Below are 19,255 nucleotides of genomic sequence, written 5' to 3' on the forward strand. Positions count from 1 at the left end.
GGTCGGGAGCGCAGGCGGCGCGACCGACCGCACGGGGGTGCCGGTCGCGACCGGGACGGTCCCGTCCCGACGGCCGGGTGCGGAGGCGCCCCGCGCCCGGCCGTCCGGGACCGGATCCGCCGGGTGCAGCCGGGCCGCCCGTGCGGTGCCCGGATAGGCTCGATCGGTGGCTGGTACCCGGATCGGCGTGATGGGTGGGACGTTCGACCCCATCCACCACGGTCACCTGGTCGCCGCCAGCGAGGTGGCCGGGCTGTTCGGTCTGGACGAGGTGGTCTTCGTCCCCACCGGCCAGCCGTGGCAGAAGACCGAGCGCGAGGTCAGCCCCGCCGAGGACCGCTACCTCATGACCGTCATCGCCACGGCCTCCAACCCGCGGTTCTCGGTCAGCCGCGTCGACGTCGACCGGGAGGGCCCGACCTACACGATCGACACCCTCACCGACCTGCACGCCCAGCGCCCCGACGCGGAGCTGTTCTTCATCACCGGCGCCGACGCGCTGGCGCAGATCCTCAGCTGGCGCGACAGCGACCGGTTCCTCCGGCTGGCCCACTTCATCGGGGTGACCCGTCCCGGGTTCGCCCTCGCCGACGGGCACCTGCCCGAGGGCGCGGTCAGCCTGGTCGAGGTCCCGGCCCTGGCGATCAGCTCCACCGACTGCCGCGACCGCGTGGCCCGCGGCATGCCGGTCTGGTACCTCGTGCCCGACGGCGTGGTGCAGTACATCGAGAAGCGGGGCCTGTACCGGGTAGGTGGCCGGCGCTCGCCGGGCCTGCGCGGCGACCGGCCCACCGACGACCGCCCCCCGGCCGCCCCCGCGCACGCGGACCCGGCCGACCCCGACCCCACCGACCCACCGTCTGCCCACCTCCGGGAGGTGCCCCGATGACCGCCTCCGCCGAGGCCCGGGAGACCGCGCTGCTCGCCGCCCAGGCCGCCGCGGACAAGCTCGCCACCGACGTCTCGATCGTCGACGTCAGCGACCGCCTGGCCATCACCGACGCGTTCGTGCTCGCCGCGGCGCCCAACGAGCGCCAGGTGCAGGCGATCGTCGACGAGGTCGAGGAGCGCCTGCGCCGGCACGGCGTGAAGCCGGTCCGCCGCGAGGGCGTCGCCGAGGCCCGCTGGGTGCTGCTGGACTTCGTCGACGTCGTGGTGCACGTCCAGCACGCCGAGGAGCGCGCCTACTACGCCCTCGAGCGGCTGTGGAAGGACTGCCCGACGATCCCGTTCGTCGACCGCGCGGCCCCGCAGGCCGCCGACGGTGCGGCCGGCACGCCGTCCCCCGGTGACACCGGGCCGGGCAGCCCCGACCCGGTCCCGCTGGCGCCCGACCCGACCGAGGACCTCACCGAGGACGACCTCACCGACGACCAGCTCACCGACGAGGACGCCCTCGAGGGCGACCCGCTCCAGGAGGACGCCGTCGGCGGCACCGCCGACGGGGACGCGGGGACGACCGGCCGGTGACGGCTCGCGCCGCCCTCGACCTGCCGGTGCCCCAGCTGGTCGTCTGGCGGCACGGGCGGACCGAGTGGAACGCCACCGGGCGCTTCCAGGGCCAGCTGGACCCGCCGCTGGACGCCGAGGGCCGCGCCCAGGCCGCCCGCACCGCGCCGCACCTGGTGGCCGCCGGACTGACGGCGGGGACGACCGTCGTCGTCGCCAGCGACCTGGTCCGCGCCTCCGACACCGCCACCGCGCTGACCGGCCTGCTCGGCGTGCCGCTGATACTGGACGAGCGGCTGCGCGAGCACGGGCTGGGCTGCTGGGAGGGGCTCACCCGCGCCGAGGTCGCCGAGCGCCACCCCGAGCAGTACGCCGACTGGCTCGCGGGTCGGCCGGTACAGGGCCGCGGCGGCGAGGAGGCCGCCGACGTCGCCCGCCGCGCGCTGGCCGCCCTGCGCGACCTGCCGCCGGCCGAGGTGGCCGTCGTCGTCACCCACGGCGGGACCGCCGGCCGGCTCGTCGAGGCCCTGCTCGAGCTCGGCCCCCAGCACCGGCGGGTGTTCGGGCCGCTGGCCAACTGCGGCTGGAGCGAGCTGGCCCGCCAGGGGGACCGGTGGCGGCTGATGCGGCACAACGCCGTCGTGGCCGCCCTGCCGGGCCGGGCCGAGGGACCGGCCACCGGCGTCCCGGCCGACGCCGCGGCCACCCCGGAGGGCGCGGCGCCCCCGCCGGCCCAGGACGCCGACGCGGTCGCCTGAGGATCCCCGCCGGCCACCGGCCGTCCGCCTGCGCGTCGGCCCCCGGTCGGCGTCGGGCTAGCCTCCCCTGGTGTCCGTCGCCGTGGTCACCGACTCCACGGCCTACCTGCCGCCCGACCTCGTCGCGCGGTACGGCATCGAGGTGGTCCCGCTCTACGTCGTCCTCGCCGGGCACTCCGGCCGGGAGGGCACCGAGATCACCCCGGAGGACGTCGCCCGGGCACTGACCTCCCGCGGCCAGCACGTCTCGACATCGCGACCCACCCCCGGTGACTTCGTCGCCGCCTACCGCCGCCGGCTCGCCGAGGGCGCCGACCGGGTGGTGTCGGTCCACCTGTCCGCCGAGCTGTCGAGCACCTGGGACGCCGCCCGGATGGCCGCCGCCCAGGTCGGGGAGCACCTGGTCACCGTCGTCGACTCGCGGTCGACGGCGATGGGCACCGGCTTCCCCGTCCTCGCCGCCGCCCGCGCCGCAGCCGACGGCGCCGCAGCTGCGGAGGTCGCCGCCGTGGCCGCACGGACCGCCGCCCGGACCCGCACGCTCTTCGTCGTCGACACCCTCGAGCACCTGCGCCGCGGCGGCCGCATCGGCTCGGCCGCCTCGCTGCTGGGCACCGCGCTGGCGGTCAAGCCGGTGCTGCACGTGGCCGACGGGCGGGTCGTGCCGCTGGAGCGGGTGCGCACCTCCGCCCGCGCCCTCGCCCGGCTGGTGAAGCGCGCGGAGGAGGCCGCCGGAGGTCCGGGCGCCTCCCTCGCCGTCCACCACCTGGCCGCACCCGAGCGCGCGCAGCGCCTGGCCGCCGAGCTGCAGCGCGCCGTGCCCGGCGTGCGGGAGTTGCACCTCAGCGAGCTGGGGGCGGCGGTCGGTGCCCACGTCGGGCCGGGCGCGGTCGGCGTCGTGGTGACCCCGGCGGACGGGGACTGAGCGAGGGGCGGACACGGGGCGCAGCCTGCACCCGGCTGCCGCCGGACGGCCCGCGCCCGTCCACAGCCCGCACCGCCGTCCACAGCTCCTCGCGGACCGGTCCTCCCGGGCGGGCGGCCTGCCTAGCGTCCGCCGCGTGCGCCTGACCTCCCGCCGCGACCCCACCGCCGACGTCATCCGTGCCCGCCTCCGGGTGCTGCTCGACGAGGGCCGGCGCTCGGGCTGGCTGCCCGACGACGACCCGCTCGAGTCCCCGCCGCTCACCGGCGTCGCCCTCCTCCGCCGCCCGGAGCCCCGTGGGGACCGGACCGACGACCTCGACGACGACCTCGACGAGCGCGACGACGGCCTCGACGACGACCCGGGCGACGAACCGGCGGACGCCGCGTACGGGCGGCTGCCGGGCGGGCTCGGCCGGCACCGGGCACCCGGGCGGGCGGTGCGGGTGGACCCCGGCCGGCGCGGCAGCGCGGCGCTGTGGCTCACCGGCCTGGTGGCGGCGCTGCTGCTCGCCGGGTGGACCTGGCTGCAGCGGCCGGAGGTGGAGCCGGCGCCCGAGCCCGTCCCGGCCGTCGACGCGGAGCCCGCGCCCGCGGAGGCGGCCGAGGCCCGCACGACCGTCGTGGTCTCGGTCGTCGGCCTGGTCGTCACGCCCGGCCTGGTGACGCTGCCCGAAGGCGCCCGCGTCGCCGACGCGGTGGCCGCGGCCGGCGGCCTCCTGCCCGAGGCCGACCCCGCCTCGATCAACCTGGCCGCGGTCGTGAGCGACGGGCAGCAGGTCGCCGTCGGCGTCCCCGGCGGAGCCGCCGCGCCGGCCGGCGGGGGAGCCGCCCCGGCCGGGCCGCTGGACCTCAACGCCGCCACGGTCGCCGACCTCGACGCCCTGCCCGGCATCGGCCCGGTGCTCGCCCAGCGCATCGTCGACCACCGCGGGCAGCACGGCCGGTTCACCAGCGTCGAGCAGCTCGACGACGTCCCGGGCATCGGCCCGGCCGTCTACGGCGAGCTGGCCGACCTGGTCCGGGTGTGAGCGCCCTCCCGGACCGGCGCTGGTCGTGGCTGGACCTGCGCCTGGTCCCGGCCGCCGCCGCGGTGTGGGCGGTCACCCTCGCCGCCGGCCTGCTCTCACCTCCGGTCCTGCTCGTCCTGGCCGGCGCCGCCTCGCTCGGGGCGGTGCTGCTCGTCCGGCGCCGGGGACGGGCCGGCGTCCTCGTGGTCCTCGCCGTGCTCGCCGCGGTGGCCACGACCGCGACCGTCGCCGCCGTCCGAGGCGCCGCCCGCGCCGCCTCCCCGCTCGCCGACGTCGCGGCCGGCCGCACGGTCGACGTGGTCCTGGAGGTCGACGGCGACCCGCGGCGCGTCACCGGCGCCGGCCCGCCCCGGCTGGTCCTCGACGTCACGGTCACCGCGGTGACGGACCGGGCGGCCTCGGTGTCGCTGACCGCCGGCGCCATGCTGTTCGCGCCGGCGCAGGACTGGACCGGCGTGCTGCCCGGGCAGGTGGTGCGCGCCCGGGTGGCGGTGGCGTCCGCGCCCGCCACCGACGGCGTCGTCGCGCGGCTGTCGGCCCGCGCCCCGCCGGAACCGGTCGAGGGGCCCTCCCGGCTGCAGCGCGCCGCCGGTGCCGTCCGCGACGGGCTGGCCGCCTCCGCCCGGCGCGTGCTCCCCGGACCCGCGGACGGGCTGCTGCCCGGCCTGGTCGTCGGTGACACCCGTGGTCTGGACCCGGTGCTGGAGGAGGACTTCCGCCGCGCCGGCCTGTCCCACCTCACCGCGGTCTCCGGCGCCAACGTGGCGATCGTCCTCACCGGGGTGCTCGCGCCGCTGCGCCGGCGGGCGGCCGACCGCCGGGTGCAGGCGGTCGTGGCCCTCGTGGTCCTCGCCGGCTTCGTGGTGCTGGTCCGGCCCGACGCCAGCGTGCTCCGGGCGGCGGCCATGGGCGCGGTCACCCTCCTGGCGCTGGCCTCCGGCCGGGCGCGGGCGGCGGTCCCCGCGCTGGCCGCGTCGGTGTCGGTGCTCCTGCTGCTCGACCCGCGCCTGGCCCGCGACGCCGGCTTCGCCCTGTCGGTCGCGGCGACGGCGGCGATCGTGCTGCTGGCGCCCCGCTGGTCGCGCCGGCTGCAGCGGCGGGGCTGGCCGCGCACCCCCGCCGACGCGGTGGCGGTCGCGGCGGCCGCCGGGCTGGCCACCGCGCCGTTGGTGGCGGGCCTGTCCGGGCTGGTCAGCCCGGTGTCGCTGCCGGCCAACCTGCTCGCCGCGCCCGCGGTGGCACCGGCGACGGTGCTCGGCCTGCTGGCGGCCGTCGTGGGTCCGGTCGTGCCGGTCGCCGGGGACGGCCTCGTGTGGCTGGCGGGCTGGCCGGTGCGGTGGCTGGTCGCCGTGGCGCGCACCGCGGCCGCCCTGCCCGACGGCGCGACCGGCTGGCCGGCCGGCACCGGCGGCGCGCTGCTGCTGACCGTCCTGCTGCTCGCCGCCGGGCTGGCGCTGTGGCGGTACCGGCGGCTGCGCCCGCTGGGGCTGGCCGCGCTGCTCGGGCTGGTGCTGCTCGGCTGGCCGCTGCGCCAGGCCGCCGACGGCTGGCCGCCGCCGGAGAGCGTGCTGGTGGCCTGCGACGTCGGGCAGGGCGACGCGCTGGTCCTCCCGACCGGCCCGGGCGAGGCCGTGCTCGTCGACGCCGGCCCGGAGGTGGGCCCGGTCGACCGCTGCCTGGACCGGCTGGGCGTCGACCGGCTGCCCCTGGTGCTGCTGTCGCACCTCGACGCCGACCACGTCGGCGGGCTGGCCGGCGCGCTGGACGGGCGGGAGGTCGGCGTCCTCGCCACCGGCACGCTGTCCCCGGCCGACGAGCGGGCCGGCGACCTGGCCCGCGCCGCCGCCCGGGCCGGCGCGCGCCGCGAGGTCCTCGTCCCCGGCGACCGCCGTGACGTCGGCGGCGCCCGGGTCGAGGTGCTGGCGCCGCCGCCGGAGATCGCCACCGCCGCGGCCGAGCCCAACGACCTCTCCCTGGTCGTGCGGGTCACCGTGCGCGGCGTGCGGGTGCTGCTCACCGGCGACCTGAGCGCCGCCGCCGAGGCGCGGGTCCTCCACCGGGGCGTGGACCTGCGCGCCGACGTGCTCAAGGTCCCGCACCACGGCAGCGCCGACGCCGACCCGGCCTTCCTCGCCGCGACCGGCGCCCGGGTGGCGCTGGTCAGCGTCGGCGCGGACAACACCTACGGGCACCCGGCCCCGCGGCTGCTGTCGCTGCTGGCCCGGGACGGCATGCGGGTGTACCGCACCGACCGGGAGGGGGACCTGGCCGTCGTCGGCTCAGCGGGGGAGTGGGGCGTCGCCGCCCGCGGCGCCCCGGGAGCACAGGCCGGGGCGGTGCACCCCGGCGACGAGGGCGTGCCGGGCGGACCCGCGGTGCGGCGGGACCGTCGGCGGGCCGTGACACCATCGGGGCGTGGCAGCGGCACCCCCGGCACCGACCTCCCGCCTGCGGGCAGTCGTCGGGGAGGAGGAGCTGCTGCGGTCCCGTGCCGTGGCCGCCGTGCGCGCCGCCGTCCTCGAGCGCCACCCCGCCGCGGAGGTGCACGAGCTGGTCGCCGCGGGCCTGCCGGTCGGCCAGCTCGCCGACGTGCTGGCCCCGTCGCTGTTCGGCGAGCACCGCCTCGTCGTCGTCAGCGGCGTGCACGAGGCCGCCAGCGCCCTCGTCGACGCCCTGACCGGCTACTGCAAGGACCCCGACCCGGAGCTCACGCTGGTCGTCGTCCACCACGGCGGCAAGCGCAACGAGGCGCTGGTGAAGGCGTTCACCGCGGCCGGGGCGGCGCTCGACGAGTGCCCCAAGATCTCCTCGCCCGGCGACCGGGCGGCGTTCGTCCGCAACGAGGTGCGCGCGGCCGGTGGCCGGATCACCCCCGACGCGGTGGCCGCTCTGGTCGACGCGGTCGGCGCGGACCTGCGGGCGCTGTCGTCCGCGGCCACCCAGCTGGTCGCCGACTTCGGCGGGACCATCGACGCCGACGCCGTCGCCCGGTTCCACCGCGGGCAGGCCGAGGTCACCGGCTTCACCGTCGCCGAGAAGGTGCTGGTGGGGGACCGCCAGGGCTCGCTGGAGGCGCTCCGCTGGGCGCTGGACCGCGGCGTCGCGCACGTGCTCATCGCCGACGCGATCGCCGACGGCATCCGCACCGCGGCCCGGGTCACCTCGCTGAACACCACCAACACCGGTGACCTCGCCCGCGCGCTCAAGTTGCCGCCGTGGAAGGTGAAGAAGGCGCAGACCCAGGCGCGCGGCTGGAGCATCGAGGGCCTGCAGCAGGCGATCGGGGTGGCCGCCGAGCTCAACGCCGACGTCAAGGGCGTGGCCGCGAGCGCCGACTACGCGCTCGAGCGGGCCATCCGCCGGATCGTCGACATCCGCGCCACCACCGGCCGCGGCCGGGCCCGCGCCGGCTACTGAGCGCCCGTCCCGGCAGGGCCGCGCCCCGGAAAGCGACGGGCCCCCGTCCTCCGGTGCGGAGGACGGGGGCCCGGGAGCGCTGGGACGCAGCTCAGAGGCTGGTCAGCTGCTTGGCCATGCCCGACTTGCGGTTGGCGGCCTGGTTCTTGTGGATGATGCCCTTGCTGGCGGCCTTGTCGAGGGCCTTGCTGGCCTTCTGCAGCGCCGTGGTCGCGGCCTCGGTGTCGCCGGTGGCGGCGGCCGCGCGGAAGCGGCGGACGGCCGTCTTCAGGGCGGACTTGACGGCGACGTTGCGCTGACGCGCCTTCTCGTTCGTCTTGTTCCGCTTGATCTGGGACTTGATGTTCGCCACGCGTGAGCCTCGGTGTCTCGCAGGAGGGAAAGGGTCTGTCGGTGCGTCCGGACGGCATGCGTCAGCGGACCGGCCTGCCAGGTTACCAGCGTGCGGCGCGCCGTCCCAACCCGGCCGCGGAGGGGCCTCCCCGGCACGGTGCTCCACCGCGGTGCCCGGTCGTGGGACGATGGCGGCACTGTGACGACTCCCGCTGCCACCGATCCCACCCGGATCCGGAACTTCTGCATCATCGCCCACATCGACCACGGCAAGTCGACGCTGGCCGACCGGATGCTCGAGGTGACCGGGATCATCGAGGCGCGGCAGATGCGCGCGCAGTACCTCGACCGGATGGACATCGAGCGCGAGCGCGGCATCACCATCAAGGCGCAGAACGTGCGCCTGCCCTGGAAGGTGGGGGACACCGAGTACGTCCTCGACATGATCGACACCCCGGGCCACGTCGACTTCACCTACGAGGTGTCCCGGTCGCTGGCCGCCTGTGAGGGCGCGGTCCTGCTGGTCGACGCCGCGCAGGGCATCGAGGCGCAGACCCTGGCCAACCTCTACCTGGCCCTGGAGAACGACCTCACGATCATCCCGGTCCTCAACAAGATCGACCTGCCGGCCGCGCAGCCGGAGCGGTACGCCGCCGAGATCGCGCACATCATCGGCTGCGAGCCCGAGGACGTGCTCAAGGTCAGCGGCAAGACCGGCGAGGGCGTGCCCGAGCTGCTGGACGCGATCGTCGCGCAGATCCCCGCGCCGGAGGGCGACGCCGAGGCCCCGGCCCGCGCGATGATCTTCGACTCGGTCTACGACATCTACCGCGGCGTCATCACCTACGTCCGCGTCGTCGACGGGCGGATCTCCAGCCGCGAGCGCATCCGGATGATGTCGACCGGCGCCACCCACGAGCTGCTCGAGATCGGCGTCATCTCGCCCGAGCCCAAGCCGGTCGACGGCCTCGGCGTCGGCGAGGTCGGCTACTTCATCACCGGGGTGAAGGACGTCCGCCAGTCCCGCGTCGGCGACACCGTCACGCTGCAGCACCGCCCGGCCGCCGAGCCGATCGGCGGCTACAGCGACCCCAAGCCGATGGTCTACTCCGGCCTGTACCCGATCGACGGCAGCGAGTACCCGCTGCTGCGCGAGGCGCTGGACAAGCTGCTGCTCAACGACGCGGCGCTGACCTACGAGCCGGAGACCTCCGCGGCACTCGGGTTCGGCTTCCGCGTCGGCTTCCTCGGCCTGCTGCACCTGGAGATCGTCCGCGAGCGGCTCGAGCGCGAGGCCGGCATCAGCCTCATCTCCACCGCGCCCAACGTCGTCTACCGGGTGGTCATGGAGGACGGCACCGAGCACACCGTCACCAACCCCAGCGACTGGCCCGAGGGCAAGATCGACCGCGTCTACGAGCCGGTCGTCAACGCCACGATCATCGCGCCCAGCGACTACACCGGCGCGATCATGGAGCTGTGCCAGAGCCGGCGCGGCCAGCTCGGCGGCATGGACTACCTCAGCGAGTCCCGCGTCGAGCTGCGCTACACGCTGCCGCTCGGCGAGATCATCTTCGACTTCTTCGACGCGCTGAAGTCGCGCACCCGCGGCTACGCCAGCCTCGACTACTCCGAGGCCGGCGAGCAGGAGTCCTCGCTGGTCAAGGTGGACATCCTGCTGCAGGGCGAGGCCGTCGACGCGTTCAGCGCGATCGTGCACAAGGACAAGGCGTACGGCTACGGCGTGATGATGGCCGGCAAGCTGCGCGAGCTCATCCCGCGGCAGCAGTTCGAGGTGCCCATCCAGGCCGCCGTCGGCTCCCGGGTGATCGCCCGCGAGACCGTCCGCGCCATCCGCAAGGACGTCCTCGCCAAGTGCTACGGCGGTGACATCACCCGCAAGCGGAAGCTGCTGGAGAAGCAGAAGGAGGGCAAGAAGCGGATGAAGATGGTCGGCCGCGTCGAGGTCCCCCAGGAGGCGTTCGTCGCCGCGCTCTCCACCAACGAGCCCTCGGCCGCGAAGAAGTGAGCGGCCGGCTCCTCGCCGTCTGCGTCTCCGGCTCCGACCTGCTCCCGCTCCCCGGGCGCCGGCCCGACCGCAGCGGCATCGACAAGCGGCCGCGGCCCGGCCGCGTCGCCGTCGGCGAGCTGGGCCTGGACGGCGACGTGCAGGTCAACCGGAAGTACCACGGCGGGGAGGGGCAGGCGGTCTACGCCTACGCCCAGGAGGACGCCGACCGGTGGGCCGCCGGCCTCGGCCGCGACCTGCCGCCGGGCCGCTTCGGCGAGAACCTGCGGACCGCGGGTGTGGACCTCACCGAGGCGGTCATCGGCGAGCGCTGGCGGGTGGGGACGGCGCTGCTCGAGGTGACCGCGCCGCGCATCCCGTGCGCCAACTTCGCCCGCTTCTGGGACGTCCCGGACCTGGTCAAGGGGTTCACCGCGCACGGCGCCACCGGCGCCTACCTGCGGGTGCTCGAGACCGGCGACGTCGGCGCGGGGGACGAGGTCACCGTCGTCGACCGGCCGGACCACGGGGTCACCGCCGGCCTGGCCTTCCGCGCGCTCACCACCCAGCGGTACCGGATCGCGCAGCTCGAGCCCGCGCTGGCGTCGTTCCCGGTCAAGGACCGGCCGAAGCTGGCCGCGCGGATCGCCGCCCGGACCGGCGCCGCGGTCTGACCCGCGGCGCGCGCTACCGTGCCCGCGCCGGGAGCCGACCGGCACGGACGGGGAGGACGACGATGGTGCTGCGCCGTGCTGCCGCGACGGCGGCCGGGCTGGTGGTCGCGGTGTCCGCGCTGGCCGGCTGCGGCGGGAGCGAGCCGGAGGAGTCCGCGTTCGACCTGCTCGCCCGCGCGAAGACCACGCTCGACGAGACGGAGTCCCTGCACTTCGTGCTGACCAGCGAGGGCGCGCCCACCACTGGCACCGCCCTGGTCGGCGGCGAGGGCGACGTCCTCCGCCCGGCCTCGTTCGAGGGCACGCTGCAGGTGCTGGCCGTCGGCTCGGCGCTCGACCTCGCCGTCGTCTCGGTCGACGGCACCGTCTACGCACAGCTGCCGTTCACCAGCGGCTACAGCGTCGTCGACCCCGCGCAGTTCGGCTTCGGCGACCCCGGCGCGCTGCTGGACCCCGACACCGGCATCTCGCAGCTGCTCGCCCAGGCCGACGCCGCCGAGCTGGGGGAGGAGCGCCGCGTCGACGGCGAGGTGGTGCGCGAGGTGACCGCGGAGATCCCGGGCGACCTGGTCGAGCAGGTGCTCACCAGCGAGGACCCGAGCCAGCCGGTGGAGGCCCGCTTCTCCGTGGCCCCGGAGTCGGGTGAGCTGCGCCGCGCCGAGCTGACCGGCCCGTTCTACGCCGCCGACCAGGACGCCACCTTCACCCTCGAGCTCTCCGACCCCGGCGACGATGTCGAGATCACCGCACCGCCTGTCGGCTGAGTCCCGGGCGCCCGCGGTCCCGGGGCTGCCGCTGGTCGTCCTCGCCACCCTGGCGGTGCTGGTCACCGCGGCCGACACCTACGTCGTCGTCCTGGCGCTGCCGGACATCCTCTCCGGGGTCGGCGTCGGCATCGACGAGCTGCAGCGGGCGACGCCGATCGTCGGCGGCTTCCTGCTCGGCTACACCGCCACGCTGCCGCTGCTGGGCCGGCTGGCCGACCTGCGCGGCCGGGTGCCGGTGCTGGCCGGCTGCCTGCTGCTGTTCGCGCTGGGCTCGCTGCTGACCGCGACGGCGACCGACCTGGGCCTGGCCGTCGCCGGCCGCGGCCTGCAGGGCGTGGGCGCCGGCGGGCTGGTCCCCGCCACGCTGGCGCTGGTCGCCGACCGGTGGCCGCCCGAGCGGCGGGCGGTGCCGCTGGGCGTGGTCGGCGCGGTGCAGGAGGCCGGCGCGGTGCTCGGCCCGCTGGCCGGCGCCGCGGTGCTCGCGGTCAGCGACTGGCGGGCGGTCTTCTGGCTCAACCTGCTGCTCGGGCTGGTGCTCGCCGCGGGGGTCGTGCTCACCGGCGGCGGCCGGCGGCCAGACCCCGTCGGGCTGGTCCTGCTGCTGCTCACCGGCGCCGCCGCGGGCCTGCAGCTGGCCGAGCCGGCCGCGCTGGCCGAGGACGTGACGCTCGGGCTGGCCTGGGTGCCGCTCGCCGACGGCGCGGCCGCCTCGACGCCGCTGGTCCTCGTCGCGGTCGCCGCCGGGCTGGCGCTGGTGGCGCGCAGCCTCGCGCACCCGGCCGGCGCGGTGCTGCCGCTGCGCGGGGTGCCGCGGCTGGTCCGCGAGGTCGACGTCGTGGGCTCGCTGCTCGCCGTCGTCGCGCTCGGGGCGCTGGTCTGGTCCTTCGCCGCGGCCGACCCGGCCACCGAGGTCGTCGCGTACGGCCCGGTGCTGCTGCCGGTCGCCGCGCTGGCCGCCGTCGGCTTCTGGCTGCACGAGCGCCGCGCGCCCGACCCGGTGCTGCCGCTGGGCGCGCTGCGGCCGCCCGGCGCGTGGGGGGCGCTGCTGGTCAACCTGCTGGTCGGGGTGGCGCTGGTGGCCGCGCTGGTCGACGTCCCGCTGTTCGCCCGCGCGACGACGACGCCGGGTGACCAGCTCGGCGCCGCGCTCGTGCTGGTGCGGCTGCTGGTCGCGGTCCCGGTGGGCGCGGTCGCCGGGGGCTGGCTGTGCCGGGTGGTGCCCCCGCGGGTGGTCGCGGCCGGCGGCATGGTGCCGGCCGCGCTGGCGCTGTGGGCGATGACCGGCTGGGGCGAGACGTCGCTGGACCGGTGGTGGTCCACGGTCGTGCTGCTGGCCGCCGGGCTCGGGTTCGGCCTGGCGATCGCGCCGGTCAACGCGGTGCTGCTGGCGGTCACCGGGCCGGCCGTGCACGGCAGCGCCAGCGCGCTCGCCGTCGTCGCCCGGACCGTGGGCATGCTGGTCGGGCTGTCGCTGCTCACCGCGGTGGCGCTGCGCCGGTTCACCGCCGAGGTGGCGGCGATCGGCTCGCCGCTGACCGTCTGCCCGGACACCCCGGCCGACTGCCCCGCCTACGAGGCGGCCGTCGACCAGGCCGTCCTCACCCAGCTGCACACCGTCTTCGCCGGCGCCGCGGTCGCGGCCGCGCTGGCGGCGGTCGCGGCGCTCGTGCTGCTGCGGGACGTCAGCCGGGCTCGCGCACCTCGTAGTGCGTGACGGTGTCCTCGCGCTGCACGAGGTACCGGTCGTCCTCGGGGTAGTAGACGGCGGCCTCGAGGTCGTCGCCGGCGAACCCGCGGACCGCCTCCAGCGACTCCCACAGGCTCAGCGCGACGACCTCGGTGCGGCCGTCGCCGAGGTCCCGGGTCAGCACCCAGGCGCCCTCGTTGCCCGGCGTCCGCCGGTACTCGCCGACCCCGGTCTCCTCGACGTAGGCGGCGTAGGCGTCGGCGTCCCCGCTGCGGACCCAGCCCCGCCACACCCGCGCTGTCCTGGCCACGGCCGGCCTCCTCGTCAGAGCGTGAAGACGATCTTCCCGGCGGTGCGCCCCTCGAGCATGCGGCCGAAGCCCTCGCGGGCCTCCTCCAGCGGCAGCTCGACGTCGATCACCGGGCGGACCCCGGTCACCGCGCACATCCGGACCAGCGACTCCAGCTCCTCGCGGGTGCCCATGGTGGAGCCGACCACCGACAGCTGGGTGAAGTACACCCGGTTGAGCTCGGCACTCGGGTCGAAGCCGGTGGTGGCGCCGGAGGTGACGATGACGCCGCCGGGCCTGAGCGACTTGACGCTGTGGCTCCAGGTCGCCTTGCCGACGGTCTCCATGACGCCGTCGACCCGCTCGGGCAGCCGGGCGCCGGTCTCGAACGCCTGGTCGGCACCGAGCTCGAGCGCGGCGGCCCGCTTCTCCTCGCTGCGGCCGGTCACCCACATTCGGTAGCCGGCCGCCCGCCCCAGCACGACCAGCGCGGTGGCGACGCCGCCGCTCGCGCCCTGGACCAGGACGGTCTGCCCGGGCCGCAGGCCGGAGCGGACGAACAGCATCCGGTAGGCGGTGAGCCAGGCGGTGGGCAGGCAGGCGGCCTCGGCGAAGGACAGCTCGGCGGGCTTGGGCAGCACGTTGCGCCGGGGGACGGCGACCCGCTCGGCCATCGTGCCCTGGTGCAGCTCGGAGAAGAGCGTGCGCTTGGGGTCGAGCGTCTCGTCGCCGGTCCAGCCGGGGCTGGCGACGACGCCGTGCACGACGACCTCGTTGCCGTCCTCGTCGAGCCCGGCCGCGTCGGTGCCCAGGATCATCGGCATCCGCTCCTGCGGCAGGCCGATGCCGCGCAGGCTGAACAGGTCGTGGTGGTTGAGCGAGACGGCCTTGACCTGCACCGTCGTCCAGCCGTCGGGCGCCTCCGGCTCCGGCCGGTCGCCGACCTCCAGGACGGAGAGCGGGTCGTCGGGCGAGGGCGTGGAGACGAAGACGGCGCGCACGGCCGCGACGCTAGCCGAGGCGCGGGCCTGCGGCGACGCCGGTCACGGGCAGGCCGGGACGCCCCGGGCGAGCGAGTCGTCGTCGTCGGCCAGGCTGAGCGCCACGCCGTCGTAGCCGAGCTCCGGCACGACGACGCGCACCTGCCCGGTCACCACGGCGTGCCGGTCGGTGAGCAGCTCGCGGCAGGCGCCGTCGGGGCTGTCGAGGGTGTACTCGTGGCCGGGGCCCTCCGCGGTCCAGGTCAGGTCCACCACGGCCGTTCCGGTGACCTCGCCCGGCTGGGTGTGCGACCCGCAGGTCAGCGCCAGCTCGCCGCGGGCGGTGGCCGAGTCCAGCCCGGCGACGGTGGCGGGGACCCGCTGCTCGGTCAGGCAGTCCCAGCCGAGGACGAAGAACTCGCCGTTGCCGAAGGCGTCCGCGTCCGGCGGGTCGAAGACGGTGACGTGCACGAAGAGGTCGTCGCTGCCGCTGTCGCCGCCGGCGCCGAGGAACGCGCTGGCGTACCCGGTGCCGCCGTCGTCCGGCGCGGCCGGGGTCGTCGGGGCGGCCCGCGGGACCGCCGTCGCCTGCCCGCCGCACCCGGCCAGCAGCAGCGCCACCCCGCCCGCGATCCACCGCACGCCGTCCTCCTCCGCCGCTGCCGGGCGCGGAGGATGGCAGCCGCCGCCGGGCGGCGGAAGGGCCTAGCGGACGACGACGACGTGCTCGCCGCGCGGGACGAACTCGCCGATCACCGGGGCGCCGGGCACCTCGCCGGCCAGCAGCAGCCCGCCGGAGGTCTGCGCGTCGGCCAGCAGCAGCGCCTCGTCCTCACCGCCGGCGGACAGGTCGGTGTGCGGGCGCACCCAGTCGAGGTTGCGCCGGGTGCCGCCGGAGACGAACCCGGCGGCCAGCGCCTCGCGCGCCCCGGCCAGGTAGGGGACGGCGGCGGCGTCGACGACCGCGGTCACCCCGCTGGCGCGGGCCATCTTGTAGAGGTGGCCGAGCAGGCCGAAGCCGGTGACGTCGGTGCCCGCGCGGATGCCGGCGGCCAGCGCGGCGCGCGAGGCGTCCCGGTTGAGCGCGGTCATCGACGCCACCGCCTCCTCGCTGACCTCGCCGGTGGCCTTCATCCGGTTGTTGAGCACGCCGACGCCGAGCGGCTTGGTCAGCGACAGCGGCGTCCCGGCGACGGCGGCGTCGTTGCGGATGACCCGGTCGAGGTCGAGGACGCCGGTGACGGCCATGCCGTACTTGGGCTCGGGGTCGTCGATCGAGTGCCCGCCGCCGACGTGGCAGCCGGCCTCCTGCGCCGCCTCGAGCCCGCCGCGCAGCACCTCGGCGGCGAGCTCGGCGGGCAGCACGTCGCGCGGCCAGCCGAGCAGGTTGACCGCGACCACCGGGGTGCCGCCCATCGCGTAGACGTCGGACAGCGCGTTGGCCGCGGCGATCCGGCCGAAGGTGTACGCGTCGTCGACGACCGGGGTGAAGAAGTCGGTGGTGAGCACCAGCCCCTGCCCGCCGGCGATCCGGACGACGGCCGCGTCGTCGCCGTCGTCGAGGCCGACGACCAGCTCGGCGGCCGCATCGGCCGGGCCGGTGTGCGTGAGCCCCGCGACGACGGCCTCGAGCTCGCCGGGCGGGATCTTGCAGGCGCAGCCCCCGCCGTGCGCGTACGTGGTGAGCCGGATCCGTGCGGGCGCGCTGGTCACGGCCCCACCGTAGGCTGGCCGGCGGAGGCGTCAGGGCGCCTGGTGGCCCCCGCGGCCTCTAAAGCCGACGTGGCCGAGCAGCTCGGTCAGGCGGGTTCGATTCCCGTCCGCCTCCGCCAGCCTCTCCGCGGGCCGGCGCGCATACGCTCCGCAGCGATGAGCGCCGACCCGCGGCGGGCAGTGCCCCGCACCGACACGCTGCTGGCCGACCCGGCGCTGGCCGACGCCGCGTCGCGGCTGGGCCGGGAGCTGGTGAAGGACGCCGTCCGCGCCGTGCAGTCCCGCATCCGCGCGGGCGAGCTCGCGCCCGAGGACGCGGTCGCCGCCGTCCTCGCCGGCCTGCCCTCGACCGCGGCCGCCCTGCGCCCGGTGCTCAACGCCACCGGCGTCCTCGTGCACACCAACCTCGGCCGGGCGCCGCTGTCGGCCGCGGCCGTCGAGGCGGTGGTCGCGGCCAGCGGCACCACCGACGTCGAGCTGGACCTGACCACCGGCCGCCGCGGGCCGCGCGGCGAGGCGGCGATCGCCGCGCTGCTGACCGCCGTCCCCGCAGCGCAGGCCGCGCTCGTGGTGAACAACTGCGCGGCCGCGCTGGCGCTGGTGGCCACGGCGCTGGGCGGCGAGCTGGTGATCGCCCGCGGCGAGCTGGTCGAGATCGGCGACGGCTTCCGCATCCCCGCCCTGCTCGAGTCCACCGGCGCCCGGCTGCGCGAGGTGGGGACGACGAACCGGGTGACCCTCGACGACTACCGCGACGCCCTGCACGAGGACACCGGCGCGGTGCTCAAGGTGCACCCGTCGAACTTCGTCGTCCGCGGCTTCACGCGGGCCGTGCCGGTGCACGAGCTGGCCGAGGCGCTGGCGAACAGCGGCGTGCCGCTGGTGGCCGACGTCGGGTCGGGGCTGCTGCGGCCGCACCCGGCGCTGCCCGACGAGCCGGACCTGCAGACGACGCTGGCCGACGGCGCCGACCTGGTGCTCGCCAGCGGCGACAAGCTGCTCGGCGGCCCGCAGGCCGGCCTGGTGCTCGGCCGCGCCGACCTGGTGCAGCGGCTGCGCCGGCACCCGCTGTACCGGGCGCTGCGGGTCGACAAGACGACACTGGCCGCGCTGGAGGCCACGCTCCGCGGTCCGCAGCCGCCGGTGCAGCAGATGCTCGCCGCCGACGTCGCCGGGCTGCGGGCCCGGGCGCGGGCGCTGGCCGGGCGGCTGGCCGGCGCCGGGGTCGACGCGCACGCGGTGGACTCCGCCGCCCGGGTCGGTGGGGGAGGGGCGCCCGAGCACCCGCTGCCCAGCGCCGCGGTCTCGCTGCCCGAGCCGTTCGCCGAGCCGCTGCGGCGCGGCGCCCGCCCGGTCGTCGGGTACGTGGCCGACGGTCGCACCCTGCTCGACCTGCGCAGCGTCCCGCCGTCGGCCGACGACGACCTCGCCGCGGCGGTGCTGGAGGTGGCCCTGTCGTGCAGGTGATCGCCACCGCCGGGCACGTCGACCACGGCAAGTCGACGCTGGTCCGCGCGCTCACCGGCATGGAGCCCGACCGGTGGGAGGAGGAGCGCCGCCGCGGCCTGACGATCGACCTCGGCTTCGCGTGGACGACGCTGCCCTCGGGCCGGGTGCTGGCCGTCGTCGACGTGCCCGGCCACGAGCGGTTCGTCGGCAACATGCTCGCCGGCGTCGGGTCGGTGCCGGCCGCGCTGGTCGTGGTCGCCGCCGACGACGGCTGGTCGGCGCAGACCGCCGAGCACGTCGCCGTCCTCGACGCGCTCGGCGTGCGGCACGCGCTGCTCGCCGTCACCAAGGCCGACCTGGCCGACCCCGCGCCCGTGCTCGCCGACGCCACCGAGCGGCTGGCCGCGACGTCGATGGGCGCCGTGCCGGGGGTGGCGGTCAGCGCGACGGCCGGCCGGGGCGTCCCCGAGCTGACCGCCGCGCTGGAGGCGCTGCTGGCCGGGCTGCCCGCACCGGACGCCGAGGCGCCGGTGCGGCTGTGGATCGACCGCGCGTTCCCCATCCGCGGCGCGGGCACCGTCGTCACCGGCACCCTGGCCGCGGGCTCCGTGGCGCCCGGCGACCGGCTGCGGCTCGGCGACCGCGAGGTGGGCGTGCGCGGGGTGCAGTCGCTGGGACGTCCGGTGGAGCGGGCGACGGCGACGGCGCGGGTGGCGCTGAACCTGCGCGGGGTCGCCGTCGAGGACCTCGCCCGTGGCGATGCGCTGCTCACCCCCGGCGCGTTCCGGTCGACCGCGGAGGCCGACGTCGTCCTGGCCCGCGCCCCCGAGGGCCGGCTGCCGGCCGAGGCGGTGCTGCACGTCGGGTCGGCGGCGGTGCCGGTGCGGCTGCGCCCGCTGGACGGGCGGGCGGTGCGGCTGCGGCTGGCCGCCCCGCTGCCGCTGCGGGTCGGCGACCGGGTGCTGCTGCGCGACCCCGGCGCCCGGCGGGTGCTCGGCGCCGACGTCCGCGACGTCGCCCCGCCGGAGCTGCGCCGCCGCGGCGCGGCCCGGCAGCGGGCCGGCGAGCTGGGCCGCCAGCAGCCCGGGCCGGCCGGGGCCGCCGCCGACCTCGCCCGCCGCCGGGTGGTGCGCGCCGACGACTTCACCGCGATGGGCTGGCCGGTGCCGGGCGACGCCGTCCGCGCCGGGCCGTGGCTGCTGGCGCCGGGGCTGGTCGGCGAGCTGGCCCGCCGGGTGCCGGGGCTGGTGGCCGCGCACCGGCAGGCGCACCCGCTGGAGCCGGGGCCGCCGGTCGCCGTCGTCCGCCGGGAGCTGGACCTCCCCGACGACGACCTGGTGGCCCTGGTCGTCCGGCCGCCGCTGGCGCTGCGCGGGGGCCGCGTGGTCGTGGCCGCCGCCGGGCTGCCGCCGGCCGTGCAGCGGGCGGTCGACGCGATCCGGGCGCGGCTGGCCGCCGAACCGTTCGCCGCCCCGGACGCCGACGAGCTGCGCGCCGCCCGGCTCGGCCCGCGCGAGCTGGCGGCCGCGGTGCGCGACGGGCAGCTGGTGCGCATCGCCGACGGCGTCTACCTGGCGCCGGGCGTGGAGGAGGCCGCCCGCGCGCGGCTGACCGCGGTGCCGCAGCCGTTCACCCTCAGCCAGGCGCGCTCGGCGTGGGGGACGACGCGGCGGGTGGCCGTGCCGCTCATGGAGTGGCTGGACGCGCGCGGGGTCACCGAGCGGCTGCCCGACGCCTCCCGTCGGCTCCGCTGACCCGGCGCGCCACCTCGGCAGG

At 77.4% G+C, this 19,255-nt stretch carries 17 protein-coding genes, 1 tRNA gene and 1 pseudogene; 14 read left to right on the forward strand and 5 right to left on the reverse strand.

Annotation, left to right across the window (positions count from 1 at the left end):
* Positions 1-166: 166 nt before the first annotated feature.
* The 7 genes and pseudogenes from nadD (at position 167) to holA (ending at position 7,579) form a co-directional block, all read left to right on the forward strand.
* On the forward strand, positions 167-889 hold the full coding sequence (gene nadD / locus ACI8AA_RS00740) for a nicotinate-nucleotide adenylyltransferase (protein WP_457042602.1): 723 nt from the start codon (positions 167-169) through the stop codon (positions 887-889).
* Positions 886-1,470, forward strand: a complete 585-nt coding sequence (rsfS, locus tag ACI8AA_RS00745) for a ribosome silencing factor (RefSeq protein ID WP_457042603.1) — start codon at positions 886-888, stop codon at positions 1,468-1,470. Before nadD ends, rsfS begins: the two co-directional genes overlap by 4 nt.
* Positions 1,467-2,207: a histidine phosphatase family protein gene (locus ACI8AA_RS00750; RefSeq protein ID WP_457042604.1), complete on the forward strand. Its 741-nt coding sequence runs from the start codon at positions 1,467-1,469 to the stop codon at positions 2,205-2,207. The genes rsfS and ACI8AA_RS00750 overlap by 4 nt, the downstream gene beginning before the upstream one ends.
* A gap of 70 nt (positions 2,208-2,277) precedes the next feature.
* Positions 2,278-3,132, forward strand: a complete 855-nt coding sequence (locus ACI8AA_RS00755) for a DegV family protein (protein ID WP_457042605.1) — start codon at positions 2,278-2,280, stop codon at positions 3,130-3,132.
* 136 nt (positions 3,133-3,268) lie between these two features.
* Positions 3,269-4,162: a ComEA family DNA-binding protein gene (locus tag ACI8AA_RS00760; RefSeq protein ID WP_457042606.1), complete on the forward strand. Its 894-nt coding sequence runs from the start codon at positions 3,269-3,271 to the stop codon at positions 4,160-4,162.
* Between the two features lie 422 nt (positions 4,163-4,584).
* Positions 4,585-6,264: pseudogene (locus tag ACI8AA_RS00765) on the forward strand (ComEC/Rec2 family competence protein); the annotation flags it as partial.
* Between the two features lie 400 nt (positions 6,265-6,664).
* On the forward strand, positions 6,665-7,579 hold the full coding sequence (gene holA / locus ACI8AA_RS00770) for a DNA polymerase III subunit delta (protein ID WP_457042607.1): 915 nt from the start codon (positions 6,665-6,667) through the stop codon (positions 7,577-7,579).
* Between the two features lie 91 nt (positions 7,580-7,670).
* Here the strand turns inward: holA and rpsT are convergent, their stop codons facing one another.
* Positions 7,671-7,931 carry a 30S ribosomal protein S20 gene (gene rpsT / locus ACI8AA_RS00775; protein WP_457042608.1) on the reverse strand — a complete coding sequence of 87 codons (261 nt, stop codon included), beginning with the start codon at positions 7,929-7,931 and terminating at the stop codon, positions 7,671-7,673.
* 180 nt (positions 7,932-8,111) lie between these two features.
* Here rpsT and lepA point away from each other — a divergent pair, with 180 nt between their 5' ends.
* The 4 genes from lepA (at position 8,112) to ACI8AA_RS00795 (ending at position 13,075) form a co-directional block, all read left to right on the forward strand.
* Positions 8,112-9,941 carry a translation elongation factor 4 gene (gene lepA, locus ACI8AA_RS00780; protein WP_457042609.1) on the forward strand — a complete coding sequence of 610 codons (1,830 nt, stop codon included), beginning with the start codon at positions 8,112-8,114 and terminating at the stop codon, positions 9,939-9,941.
* Complete coding sequence (locus ACI8AA_RS00785) at positions 9,938-10,594, forward strand: MOSC domain-containing protein (RefSeq protein WP_457042610.1); 657 nt, start codon at positions 9,938-9,940, stop codon at positions 10,592-10,594. The genes lepA and ACI8AA_RS00785 overlap by 4 nt, the downstream gene beginning before the upstream one ends.
* A 65-nt stretch (positions 10,595-10,659) precedes the next feature.
* The gene (locus ACI8AA_RS00790; protein ID WP_457042611.1) at positions 10,660-11,358 is read left to right on the forward strand and encodes an LppX_LprAFG lipoprotein; all 699 of its coding nucleotides are present in this window, start codon (positions 10,660-10,662) and stop codon (positions 11,356-11,358) included.
* Positions 11,327-13,075, forward strand: a complete 1,749-nt coding sequence (locus tag ACI8AA_RS00795) for an MFS transporter (protein WP_457042612.1) — start codon at positions 11,327-11,329, stop codon at positions 13,073-13,075. The genes ACI8AA_RS00790 and ACI8AA_RS00795 overlap by 32 nt, the downstream gene beginning before the upstream one ends.
* On the opposite strand, the gene ACI8AA_RS00800 is transcribed toward ACI8AA_RS00795, so the two are convergent.
* From ACI8AA_RS00800 to selD, 4 genes are all read right to left on the reverse strand, one after another.
* On the reverse strand, positions 13,044-13,358 hold the full coding sequence (locus tag ACI8AA_RS00800; protein ID WP_456927058.1) for a hypothetical protein: 315 nt from the start codon (positions 13,356-13,358) through the stop codon (positions 13,044-13,046). The two genes, ACI8AA_RS00795 and ACI8AA_RS00800, sit on opposite strands and share 32 nt — an antisense overlap.
* Positions 13,359-13,372: 14 nt before the next feature.
* Entirely contained in the window at positions 13,373-14,338 is a 966-nt protein-coding gene (locus tag ACI8AA_RS00805) for a zinc-binding dehydrogenase (protein WP_457042613.1), read from the reverse strand.
* Positions 14,339-14,380: 42 nt separating this feature from the next.
* Complete coding sequence (locus tag ACI8AA_RS00810) at positions 14,381-14,959, reverse strand: hypothetical protein (protein ID WP_457042614.1); 579 nt, start codon at positions 14,957-14,959, stop codon at positions 14,381-14,383.
* A 63-nt stretch (positions 14,960-15,022) separates the two neighbouring features.
* Positions 15,023-16,030, reverse strand: coding sequence for a selenide, water dikinase SelD (gene selD / locus ACI8AA_RS00815; RefSeq protein WP_457042615.1), 1,008 nt, complete (start codon positions 16,028-16,030; stop codon positions 15,023-15,025).
* Positions 16,031-16,053: 23 nt separating this feature from the next.
* On the opposite strand from selD, the gene ACI8AA_RS00820 reads away from it, so the two are divergent.
* The 3 genes from ACI8AA_RS00820 (at position 16,054) to selB (ending at position 19,233) form a co-directional block, all read left to right on the forward strand.
* Positions 16,054-16,149, forward strand: a tRNA-OTHER gene (locus ACI8AA_RS00820).
* A 37-nt stretch (positions 16,150-16,186) separates the two neighbouring features.
* Positions 16,187-17,497, forward strand: a complete 1,311-nt coding sequence (gene selA, locus ACI8AA_RS00825; protein ID WP_457042616.1) for an L-seryl-tRNA(Sec) selenium transferase — start codon at positions 16,187-16,189, stop codon at positions 17,495-17,497.
* Complete coding sequence (gene selB, locus ACI8AA_RS00830; RefSeq protein WP_457042617.1) at positions 17,488-19,233, forward strand: selenocysteine-specific translation elongation factor; 1,746 nt, start codon at positions 17,488-17,490, stop codon at positions 19,231-19,233. Before selA ends, selB begins: the two co-directional genes overlap by 10 nt.
* Positions 19,234-19,255: the final 22 nt, after the last annotated feature.

The organism is Geodermatophilus sp. SYSU D01180 (assembly GCF_054050415.1).

Excerpts from the sequence above, each read along its gene's own strand:
- rsfS (WP_457042603.1), top strand. The coding sequence starts at position 886 with ATGACCGCCTCCGCCGAGGCCCGGGAGACCGCGCTGCTCGCCGCCCAG.
- ACI8AA_RS00795 (WP_457042612.1), top strand. The coding sequence starts at position 11,327 with ATGTCGAGATCACCGCACCGCCTGTCGGCTGAGTCCCGGGCGCCCGCG.
- selA (WP_457042616.1), top strand. The coding sequence starts at position 16,187 with ATGAGCGCCGACCCGCGGCGGGCAGTGCCCCGCACCGACACGCTGCTG.